General features: G+C 58.6%; 8 protein-coding genes. 2 read left to right on the top strand and 6 right to left on the bottom strand.

Annotated elements, in window-relative coordinates:
* Positions 1-22 precede the first annotated feature (22 nt).
* From ACWNZ3_RS00435 to pcaC, 6 genes are all read right to left on the bottom strand, one after another.
* Positions 23-2,482, bottom strand: coding sequence for a hypothetical protein (locus tag ACWNZ3_RS00435; protein WP_496900822.1), 2,460 nt, complete (start codon positions 2,480-2,482; stop codon positions 23-25).
* A gap of 176 nt (positions 2,483-2,658) precedes the next feature.
* Positions 2,659-6,306, bottom strand: coding sequence for a glycosyltransferase (locus tag ACWNZ3_RS00440; RefSeq protein WP_496900823.1), 3,648 nt, complete (start codon positions 6,304-6,306; stop codon positions 2,659-2,661).
* Positions 6,307-6,838: 532 nt separating this feature from the next.
* A complete protein-coding gene (locus tag ACWNZ3_RS00445) occupies positions 6,839-7,675 on the bottom strand; it encodes a 3-oxoadipate:acetyl-CoA acetyltransferase (protein WP_496900824.1) in 837 nt (278 codons plus the stop codon).
* A gap of 9 nt (positions 7,676-7,684) precedes the next feature.
* Entirely contained in the window at positions 7,685-8,299 is a 615-nt protein-coding gene (gene pcaG / locus ACWNZ3_RS00450; protein WP_114274024.1) for a protocatechuate 3,4-dioxygenase subunit alpha, read from the bottom strand.
* A gap of 2 nt (positions 8,300-8,301) precedes the next feature.
* A complete protein-coding gene (gene pcaH, locus ACWNZ3_RS00455; RefSeq protein WP_496900825.1) occupies positions 8,302-9,039 on the bottom strand; it encodes a protocatechuate 3,4-dioxygenase subunit beta in 738 nt (245 codons plus the stop codon).
* Complete coding sequence (gene pcaC / locus ACWNZ3_RS00460) at positions 9,036-9,416, bottom strand: 4-carboxymuconolactone decarboxylase (protein ID WP_496900826.1); 381 nt, start codon at positions 9,414-9,416, stop codon at positions 9,036-9,038. Before pcaC ends, pcaH begins: the two co-directional genes overlap by 4 nt.
* 113 nt (positions 9,417-9,529) lie before the next feature.
* Between pcaC and pcaQ the strand changes: the two genes are divergently transcribed.
* A complete protein-coding gene (pcaQ, locus tag ACWNZ3_RS00465) occupies positions 9,530-10,429 on the top strand; it encodes a pca operon transcription factor PcaQ (RefSeq protein ID WP_496900827.1) in 900 nt (299 codons plus the stop codon).
* A 111-nt stretch (positions 10,430-10,540) separates the two neighbouring features.
* Entirely contained in the window at positions 10,541-11,206 is a 666-nt protein-coding gene (gene msrA / locus ACWNZ3_RS00470) for a peptide-methionine (S)-S-oxide reductase MsrA (RefSeq protein WP_496900828.1), read from the top strand.
* Positions 11,207-11,254 lie beyond the last annotated feature (48 nt).

Raw genomic sequence — 11,254 nt, forward strand, 5'->3', positions numbered from 1 at the left:
TTCAGGTTGGTCGCATGACGCTTTAGTTCCGGATCTTCCGCACAATCCACCGCATCGGGGCGGTGATCCGCCAGGACGTGCTGGCCTTCATCGATTCATACGCGGCTTCCGCATATGCGCCCCGGCTTTTCAGCTCGCTGATTTCTGACTTCGCCGCCTGTTCGCTTTCGATCAGGATTCTGGTCAGATCCGTGATTTCGCGCTGCTGCGTTTCGACTGAGGTCTCCAGAATGGCAATTCGGTTGCTCTTTTCGCTCATGCTGCGCTTCAGCTGACCAATACGGTTGATTTCCTGTTCCAGCGCAGTTTCCTTGCGGGAAAGGCTGGTTTTCATATCCACAAAGCGTCTGTCCCTGTCGGATTGCTCAGCTTTCAGGGCCTGCAATTCACGGTGGGTCTGATCCGCTTCGTGACTGCGCTGGGCAAGGGCGCTTTGGGCCTGGGAAAGCTCGGCCCGAAGGGTGTTCAATGCCGATCGATCCGCCTCGCGTTCAGATGCAAGGGTCTCCAGCCGGGTTTGCGCCTCAACAAGGGTTTGGGCCAGTTCCTCACGTGCCGCTTCGGCCTGTTTCCTGAGGTCCTTGAGTGAATCGCGTTCAGATGCAAGGGTCTCCAGCCGGGTTTGCGCTTCAACAAGGGTTTGGGCCAGTTCCTCACGTGCCGCTTCGGCCTGTTTCCTGAGATCCTTGAGTGAATCGCGTTCGGATGTCCGTGCGATCAGGTCTTTTTCGGTTCGTTCCTGAAGGGACTGAAGTGCTGCCAGCTTCTTTTTCAGATTGTCAGTAGAATTTTTCAACGCATCACGTTCCGCAGAAAGCGCGTCTTGCGTCTGCGTCATCTGTTCATTTGCGCTGGCAAGGTTCGTCAGCTGCGTTGCCAACCGGTCCTGTTCCTGCACGGACCGGTCAAACGAAGACTGCAATCCAGCGACCTTTTGCTGGAGGTTCGCCTTTTCCTGTTGGATCAATTGCTGTTCTGACCGGGTGGTTTCGAGCTCAGCCTGAAGGGCGAGCCGTTCCTCGGCCAGACTGTTCTTTTCGCGTTCGAGGTTCTCCTTGGCGCTTTCCGCATTTTTGAACTTCGTTTGGACCTCGGCGAGCTGCGCGCGCAAAGCATCACGGTCTTCGGCCACGCCGTTACGGGACTCCCGCAGGGATGCATTTTCGGACAGCAGGGAATCGCGCTTCAAGACCAGCGCGTCGCGTTCCGCCGAAAGTTCCAATTGCTGTTTCGACAGGTTTGTCTTGAGCGTGTCGCGCTCGGCCTGGATCGCAGTCAGCGATCCGTCCAGGCTTTCTTTTTCCAAACTGACCTTTGTCAGCTTCTGCCGGATGGTGTCACGCTCATTCTGCGCCTGCGACAGATCGGCTTTCAGCGTATCGCGTTCCGCTCTGATCGCATCGCGGTTCTGGCTGAGGTTGTCCCGTGCCGTGATGGTATCGTTCAGGCGCTTGTCCAGGCTTTCCCGCTCTTCCTGCAGGTGTTCCAGCCTGGATTCGCGGTCAACAAGGGCGGCGGCGGTCTTGCGACTTTCCTGAATCACCGGGGCAAAGGTTGTACCCGCGCTTGTCAGCGCGGCGCGGATCATGTCCAACGATTTATGGTCGGTCCGCGCCTCACCGGATGCCACCCATTTTTCGAGGATCGCATAGGTATCGCGCACCCATTCCGACAACATCGGGTTTTCCAGCGCTGCTGCAGGCGCCTCCTCGTGGTGACGCAGATTGCTGTCCAGGAAGGCGTCGACCTCGGATGAAACGCCGATCGAAAAACGCGGCAAGGTCAGATCCAGAGTGCTCTGCACCTTGGTTATCATTCCGGCCCAGTTTCCAAGCAGGCTGGCGTAATTGACAAAGCAGCGGGCCTTCCCCCGTGTTGCCGCTTCGGCGTCCAGAACGTGGCGCAACCAGGTCAACATGCCCGTCCCGGTATTCATCCCGTCACGCTTGGCGAGGGAAGCGGCAACCTCCAACGGGTTGCGGTGCGTCAGGACATATCGTGGTGCAGCGCCGCTTTCTTTCAGTACGTCTTCCCAGAAGGGTACGAGCCGGCAGATCCGGGGATCTTTCAGCACAAACAGACGGGAATCGCCGAACTCGCCTTTCACAAGCTCAAGCGCGCGGTCGTGAAATTCTTCCACCCGGTTGCTCTTGAACCATCCAGGGTTGATCGGCAGCCAGTCATCCCAGCTTGACCCGGCAGAGCTCAGCAGATCGTTGTGCAGCGTAAGTACACTGGTCGACTCGAAATACCCTTTTTCATTGTCGACGGTCGGCTTCATCTGGTTGGCAGGTGCATCGCACCCCAGCAGGTTCAATACCCCCGCCAATGCAGATGTGCCGGACCGATGCATACCAAGGACCACAACTGCATCGCGTTTGGCTGCGGGTTTCTTGCGGGCCGCAGCAGGGGATGCCGCTTTCCGCGCGGTCTTCTTGCGCGCCGTGGTCTTGCTGTTCTTGGTCGTTACTCTTGCCGCCATGTTCTGTCTACCAGTTCCCGAATTGCAAAGTCTGCCCTAAAGCCCGATGTTCAGTGCCTGCGACCCAATGTCAATGATAGGCCTGTTAACAACGGCCAACCGCAGGACCCATGTGTTCCGTTGAAAGTAACCGACGCATTGCACCCGATCCTCTGTGCGGTGCTGCATCCGGCGACTTAGGTTTTGGTGAAAAGCTGGATCGGCAACCAGTCCAGATGACTTACCTTGCTGGCATATCTGCGCACCCCGGTCTTCTGGAGCTTCATCGCAGCAAATTTCTTTGTCAGCGCGTCACTTTCCGGACAGCCCGCAAGGAAAAACGAACCGCCGGTCTTGAGCAGGCGCGACGCTTCCTTGAGCAGCAGATCATCGGATTTCGGATCCTTGCCCAGCGCGTCGTTCATCATGACAAAGCTCAGCCTGCCATCCGGGGAATCCGTGCGGCCCTTTGATTTCAGCAGCTCCAGAAAAGCATCCGCCTCGATCCGTCGTCCCTGGAACTGAAAGGTCCAGAACTCCGATATCGCCTGTGGCACATTCACACCAAGCGCGGGCAGCCGCTGATACAGCAAGGTGGATTCAGCCAATACCCTGTGCAAGGTGCGGCCCCGCCGTGACGCACCACAATTCGGGCAGCGGGCGGCCCCATCCAGATCATCGAATTTCGTGCTCTGTTTGCCGCAGGCGTTGCAATGATGCACTTCGCCCCTGGCGATCGCATCCAGCGCGCGCAGATCTTCCAGCATCGGGGGATGCAGGGCACCCATGTTTTCGTCAATGCGGTGAAAAAGTCCCGGACGTGTCTTGTTGTAAAGCGCCATCAGCCCCGGCACCTCACCCAGTTTCCAGCCGCAGCTTTCGACATAATAGGAAAACTCGACATCGGTGGAATTATGCGGCACGTCGTCTGAAAAGCCGCCAATCTCGTCGATCATCGACCGCCGCATCACAAAGAAACCGCCCTGAACATGGAAGAACATCCTGTCAGGGTTGTCGTGGGCAAACTGCTTGTTGCGGAACTTGTCGAACAGCGATTGCGCAACCGGATAGTCACGGCCGTAAAGATAGGTGGGCGCATGGCACAGCGTCCCGGCCAGGCCGACCTCGGGGTTTGCATTCATATAGGTGATGAACGGTTTTTCCCAGCCGTGCCGGGTTGTCATGCCTTCCTTGCCGCAGACATAGATCGCATAGTCGGATTGCCCGTTCTCCAGGCAAATATTGGTGCCGGGTCCGACCATCGCGTTATCACGGTTCAGGACCAGGGTGACATTGTCATGCTCGGCATGCAGGCGCATCAGATAGGTCAGCACATCGGGCTTGCTGCCGTTGTCACAGATAATCAGGTGGAACGGCATCGAGGTGTTCTGGAACAGGCGCCGCGTGACTTCGGTGATTTCGGCAAGGTTGTTCCAGCTCACGATCAGCAGGTCCACCCGCTCATTCGCCCAGAGCCGGACCAGGTTTTCCACCAGCGACGGTCCATTGTGGTTGCGACGCAGCCGCTCCTCGGCGGTTTCGATCATGCTTTGGACCATGCCGTCAGGCCACTTGTAGAATGACCGTATCCGCGCCGCGATTTCTGCCGGGCGCGCATCACATACCAACCCGGTGATCTTGTCTGTCACAAGGTCGGGAATCCCTGCAATATCCGTGGTCAGTACGGGCAATCCGGCGGCAATCGATTCCATCAATGTGGTCGGAATACCGTCCATGTCGCCATCGGCAGCGCGCACGCTGGGACAGGCAAACAGATCATGCTCCCGGAACACTGCCATCAGCGCATCCCGTCCCTTTACCGGACCATGCAAATGGACGTTCTCGATTTTCTGTTCGGCGATCAGCTTGCGGTAACTGTCTTCCAGTTCACCATAGCCGTAAATGTTGATGGTGATGCCTTCGCCTTCCAGCAGCTTGCCGGCGCGGATCAGATGCTCCAGCCCCTTCTTTTCGGCAAAGCGGGTGACCGCGCAGATACTGCGTTTGGTTCGTTTGGCACGATCCTTCACCTTACCGGCCGCAAACAGATCCGGGTCGACACAATTGGAGTTGATCAGGATCTTGTCTTCCGGCACCCCCTGATCCACGAGATAGCGCATGTGAAACTGCGACAGGGTTATGACCTTGCGACACATCGGAGAACGCGAGAATTCGTCGATCCGGTTCTCGGCCGCATTCCCGTATCTGAAAATATCCTGCGCATGGGCGATGCAGGTAAACGGAATTTTCGCCTCTTCGCAGGCGGGCCAGACCATGTTGGTGACAGTGGGAAAGACGAAATGCGCATGGACGATCGTGCGATCTGTCTCTTTCAGGCGCGTGGCCAGATGGTGATGATCGGTCACCCGTTCCCATTCGATATCAAAGTCCGGTTTGAAATCCGGATAGGGTGACTGCCTGCAGAAAACGCGAACATCGACGCCCTGTTCACGCAGGATACGCAGCTCGTTCAGAACGAAGGTTTCCGACGGCACCGGGAAGTGCCAGCAGAAATAGGCGACCTTGAGCGCCGCTCGCGGCGTCGGGACAATATTTGCACGCGGCTTCAGCGTGACCTTCCGGGGCGTGCTCTGCGTGGTTGTCAGGGCGTCATAGGCTCCCTGCATCTGTTCGACATAGACCTTATGCGCGAACCGGCGTGTCACTTCGGCCTTTGCCTGTTCACCGATGCGCCGCATCATGGCCCGGTCATCGGCAAATCTGCGCAGGTGCTCGGCCACGGCTTTCGTATCGCCCAATGGAACGATGAATCCGGTCTTTCCCTCATCCACGAATTCGGGCGGCGCACCATAGCGATACACGATTGTCGGACGCCCGGCGGCCATGCCTTCCAGCACGGTCCGTCCAAAGCTTTCCTGAAAGTTGGACAGATTCAGGATCACATCCGCTTCGGCCACGGCCTTGGTCGGCGTGTCCCGGTAACCGGTCACGCTCAGCGTCTTTGGCAGCGTTCCGGCCGCGACCTGTTCCATCAGGGCATTGGTATGTTCGGTTTCCGGGCCAATCAGTTTGAACTCAACATCCGGGTGGGTTTTCGAAAGCAGGCGGGCGATTTCCGCAAGGTCCTGGATGCCCTTTTTCGGCAGGTTCGAGCTGATCAGTCCCACCCGCATCGGCCCGTCGACCCGGGGCGGATCAAGTTTTGTCAGATCGGAAAGATCCGCAGTATTGTAAACCAGCGACGGCGTCTTCCCGTCCTTGGCAAATCCCTTCAACGTGGCCTTGGAGTTGGCGATCACATGGTCGCAATGATCCCATATCCAGTCGACGATATGTTCGGCGCTTTCGCCGATCATGTTCAGCAAAGCCTCGTCGTGATGGATCAGTTCCCGCACGTGGATCATGCTGCGCACGCCCATCCGCTGCGCCGCCAGCAGCGGTTCGCGCAGGACGATGGTGTTGGTGTGCACGACATCCACGCCTTCATCCTGAATGATGCAGGCAAAATCGGTTACGGCGTGGTCGCTGACAGCCTGTCCCTTGCGCCACCAGCCATACCGGAAAACATAAGTGGCAAAGGATTTTCTGCGCAGGGTCCGGAAATAGTCCGGGTTGCCATGCCCCGGCACGGTCACGATGACATTGTAGTCCAGTGCATTCAGCCCATCGATCATGTCAATGAAACTGCGCTCCCCGCCGAAAAGGTTTTTCCCCGCAACATGGCTGCACAGCATGATCGTGGGCCGGCCCGGACGTGCAGCGACGCCCCCGGCGACGCGTTTCACGCCATCACGCACGATTTCTTCGGCCTGGTTTATGCGTGGTGACGCAACCTCGGCGGTGCGGCGCCCTTCGGCGCGCCCGTAGCGGATATAATGAAGCACGGGATTGTAGTTCTTGCGCGCAACATCGCTGTGAGTTTTTACATAATACTCAGAATTGAAACGTGGCCCCGGATTCCGCAGCAAACGGCCGCCTAGCCACAGAAAATGGTCCAGCGGGTCCATGCCCAATATTTCTACATCCGGGTACTGTTGCCGATACCATTCCGGATCAAATAGATCGGATTTTTCAAGAATCGCCTTGTCGGTGTATACAGAAGCCATTTCTGTTTCCTTACAAGTATTTAATATCGTAGGTAAAAAGTTATGTTTACAAGAAGAACTGGTTACGCTCACTCTTTAGTTCACTCGAAAAGAGAGGTCTATGCCGCGCGGTCAAAAAAGCTCCGGCGGCTGGCTAAAGCTCAAGTTTTTAGCAGTTCATCGCGCATTGTCCAATCAACTGAGCGCAAATTTTCCGGTTGTCCAAAAAATGTCCGAACAACGGACGTGAATCGCCGGGCCGCGGTACCAAAAATACACCTGGCACCGCGGCGATCTTCTCAATCATATCCGCCTGAATGCACCCTGGCGGTCAGGCGGCGCTGCGCAGCCCCAGCAATTTTCGCGCTTCCTGCCAGGTGGCAACGGGGCGTCCATACTTTTCGCAGATTTCAGCCGTGCGTTTGACCAGTGCGGCATTCGATGGCGCGAGGGTATTGCGGTCAAGACGCACGTTGTCTTCCAGACCGGTACGCGCATGACCGCCGTTTGAGATGGCCCAGTCGTTCAGAACGCTCTGGTTCGCCCCGATTCCGGCAGCACACCAGGCTACATCTTCGCCAAACAGCCGCTTCACGGTCTTGAGATAGAAATCGAATACCTCGCGGTCGGCGGGCATCGCATTTTTCACCCCCATCACGAACTGGATATAGGGCGTATCCTTGATCTGGCCCTTCTTGTGCATCTCGGCGGCCTTCAGAATGTGGCTGAGGTCAAAGGCCTCGATCTCGGGCTTGACGTCATGGGTGATCATTTCCGCCGCAAGCCAATCCACCAGATCTGGCGGGTTCTCATAGACGCGGCTGGGAAAGTTGTTTGACCCAACCGAGAGCGAAGCCATGTCCGGACGCAAGGGAAGCATACCGCCCCGCGCCTGCCCGGCACCGGAGCGGCCTCCGGTCGAAAGCTGGACAATCATGCCGGGGCAATGCTTTTCCAGCCCTTCCTTCAACGCTGCAAATTTGTCGGGATCACTGGTGGGCGTTTCATCGTCATTGCGCACATGGCAATGGGCGATGGTCGCCCCCGCCTCGAATGCTGCCTGGGTGCTTTCCACCTGTTCGGAAATTGTCACCGGCACCGCCGGGTTGTCCGCCTTGGTCGGGACCGATCCGGTGATGGCCACGCAGATGATGCAGGGTTTGGTCATGTCATTGCCTCAAATATCAAGAAATATGGTCTCGTCCGGGCCTTGCAGGTGGATGTCAAAACGATACTGACCCTCACCTTCTTTCCTGGCGAGCAGGGTCGGCACGCGGTTCTGATGTTCGATCCCGCTCAGCAGCGGATCCTTGGCATTCGCCTCTGCCTCGTCTTCAAAGTAGATCCGCGTGTGCAGGCCGATATTGATGCCGCGTGCCACAATCCAGGCCGTGATATGCGGCGCCTGCATCCGGCCATCCGGCATCGGCACCGCGCCCGGCTTGACCGTGTCAAAGATGAACTCCCCGGTTTCCATGTCACCCGGGGACCGCCCCCAGCCGGTAAAATTCGGATCAGGCGTGCCGCGCGTTTCATTGGCAGAAGCAAAAAGCCCCGCCGCATCGGGCTGCCAGATTTCGATCATCGCATCGCGCAGCGGTGTGCCGGTGCCATCGAAAACGGTCCCCTTGATCACGATCTCCTGACCCTGGACCGGGCCGGTCTTCATGGCGGTACCCAGATCGCCACCGTAAATCCCGATCCCGGTAAAGTTCGGTGTGCAGCCGATATGCACATAGGGGCCCGCCGTCTGGCTGGGGCTTTCCCTGAGGTAGTCGAGTTTCTGTACCATGGTCAAAGTCCCTCCACCCGGTTTTCGAAATAGGTCTGCCGACGGCCCCGCAGAACGATGTCGAACTTGTAGGCCCGCGCATCCATGGGAACGGTACGGTGCATGTCCAGCGGCGCGGTCAACTGATCAATCGCTTCCTGCGATTTCAACACACCGACAATCGGGCAAAGCGGGATCATGGGATCGCCCTCGAAATACATCTGGGTGATCAGGCGCTGGGCAAACCCGTGGCCAAAGACCGAAAAGTGGATATGCGCCGGGCGCCAGTCGTTCATCCCGTTGGGCCAGGGATAGGGCCCCGGCATCACGGTGCGGAACTCATAAGATCCATCCTCGCCCGTGATCGTGCGTCCGCAGCCGCCAAAGTTCGGATCAAGTGCTGCCTGGTATTTTTCCTTCTTGTGGCGATAGCGCCCCCCGGCATTGGCCTGCCAGAATTCCAGCAGCGCACCCGGCACGGGGCGGCCCATTTCATCCAGCACCCGACCATGGACAATGATCCGGGGGCCAATCGCGCTTTGCCCCGGTTGGGCGAAATTGAGGATCAGGTCGTTGTCGAGATCCCCGAGGAGGCCATGCCCGAACACCGGCGAGGTTTCTTCACTGAGCGTGGTGGGAAAGGACAGCAATGCCGCTTGCGGGCTGCGTTTGACGCTGGTCTTGTAGGGCGGCGTCAGCGCGTCGGGCTGCCAGCCACGGTCGCGGGGAATAAAACCTCCGGTCTTGGGTCCAGTGCTCATATCTCAACTCCCAGTTCGGCGTAGGTCTGTTTGGCAAGCTTAATCGCATGGTTCGCCTTTGGCACGCCCGCATAGACAGCCACATGCATAAAGGCCTGCAAAACATCGCGCGGCTCGGCCCCGGTGTTGCGGCTGGCGCGGATATGCATCGGGATTTCCTCGAAATTCCCTGTCGCCGCCAGCAGGGCGAGCGTCAGCATGGATCTTTCCCGCCGCGAGATCGTGTCATCGGCCCAGAGCGTGCCCCAGGCCCCTTCGGTGATCAAATTCTGGAACGGCGCGTCGAAATCAACCTTGGCCGCCTCCGCCCGGTCCACATGGGCATCACCCAGCACCTCGCGGCGAACCCGCATCCCGGTTTCATAGCTTTCTGACATGGCACTCTCCCTGATCCGTTGGCGCAGCTTAACCAATCGAAAGGTGCATTCAAAATGAGAAAATATGCGCTATAAGTTCCAATATGGAATTTAAGCGCACCAAGCAGATCAAAATGCGTCACCTTTCGGCCTTTGTCGAAACACTGCGCGGCGGCAGCCTAAAGGCGGCGGCGGAACGGATGTTCCTGACCCAGCCCACGGTATCCAAGACCCTGAGCGATCTCGAAACCATCCTTGGGGTCACCTTGCTGAACCGGGGCCGGGGCGGGGTAAGCCTGACGCGCGAGGGCGCGGTGTTTCGGCAATTCGCGGAACAGGGGCTTGCCGCCGTCAGTCACGGGTTGGCCAGCCTGGATGCGCTGAGTGCCGGCCGTGCCGCGCCCCTGCGCATCGGGACCCTGCCGTCGGTCTCTGCCGACCTGCTGCCGGATGTGATCCTGCGATTCGCCGCCCTGTCACCCGCAACGCCGGTAACTGTCGTTGAAGGGCCAATCACGGATCTGATCAACGGGTTGCGCGCGGGCGATTTTGACCTGCTGATCGGACGCATGGGACCACCGGACCGCATGACCGGCCTGACCTTTACCCAGCTCTATTCAGAAAAGGTCGTCTTTGCCGTGGCCAGGGGTCACCCAAGGTCGGAAACCACGGACGCGGCCGCATTGGCCGATCAGCGCATCCTCTATCCGCCTCCCGGCGCGGCAATCCGGCCCCTGGTTGACCGGTTCATGATCGAACGCGGCATCGCAGGCTATTCACACCAGATAGAGACTGTTTCCGGCGCTTTCGGGCGCGCCATGACACTTGGCGCGGCTCAGGCAATCTGGATCATCAGCCAGGGAGTCGTGGCGGACGACATTGCAGCAGGCCGGATGCTGGCCCTGCCCATCGACACCGACAGCATGTCAGGGCCCGTCGGCATCATGGCCCGGGCGGAGGAGGAACCGACACCGGCCATCCGGCTGTTCCGCCAGGCCCTGCAGGAAACATCAAAGCGCAGCGACAATATCTGAAGGTCGCAATCACGCCTTTTCACCACAGCGTGACATTGACCGTTCACCGCTTGCGCTAACCCCCATGCGCGTTCAGCCTTGTGCGGACAGAGCGGACTCATGGAGGTGAAAATGAAGAAGCTGACGCAGGTCAAGGCATTGGTCCTGGGCGCATTGATTGCCGTCGGGCTGGTGGTGCAATCGGGCAGCGCAAGGGCTGCGGGCACCGAAACGCTGACAGTTGCGGGTGGTTGTTTCTGGTGCGTCGAAGCCGATTTCGAATCTGTTCGCGGCGTCAAGGCAGCCGTGTCCGGTTTTGCGGGCGGCACCACGCTGAACCCGACATACAAACAGGTTACCGCAGGCGGCACCGGCCATTACGAGGCGGTTCAGATCACATTCGATCCGGATGTTGTCAGCCGCGACAACCTGCTTGCCATGTTCTTCCGGTCGGTCGACCCGACAGATGCAGGCGGCCAGTTCTGCGACCGTGGCGACAGCTACCGCACTGCGATCTTCGCGCAGGGTCCGGCGCAAAAGGCAGCGGCGGAATTGGCCAGGGCGGATGCGCAAAAGCAACTGGGCCAGAAAGTCGTCACGCCCATTCTGGGGGCTGTGCCATTCTACCCGGCCGAGGCCTATCATCAGGATTATTACAAGAGCAGTGACAGGCTCGCCTTCAGCAGCGTCGGCATCGGGGTGAAAAAATCCGTGGCTTACAAGCGGTACCGCGCGGGCTGCGGTCGGGATGAACGTGTCAAACAGCTTTGGGGCAGCGCGGCACCCTTCGCTAGCTAAAGCGCCCCGCCTTAAACTTGAATCGCCGATACCCTGCCGCGCTTCGCG

The organism is Sulfitobacter sp. IGS-18 (assembly GCF_059628195.1).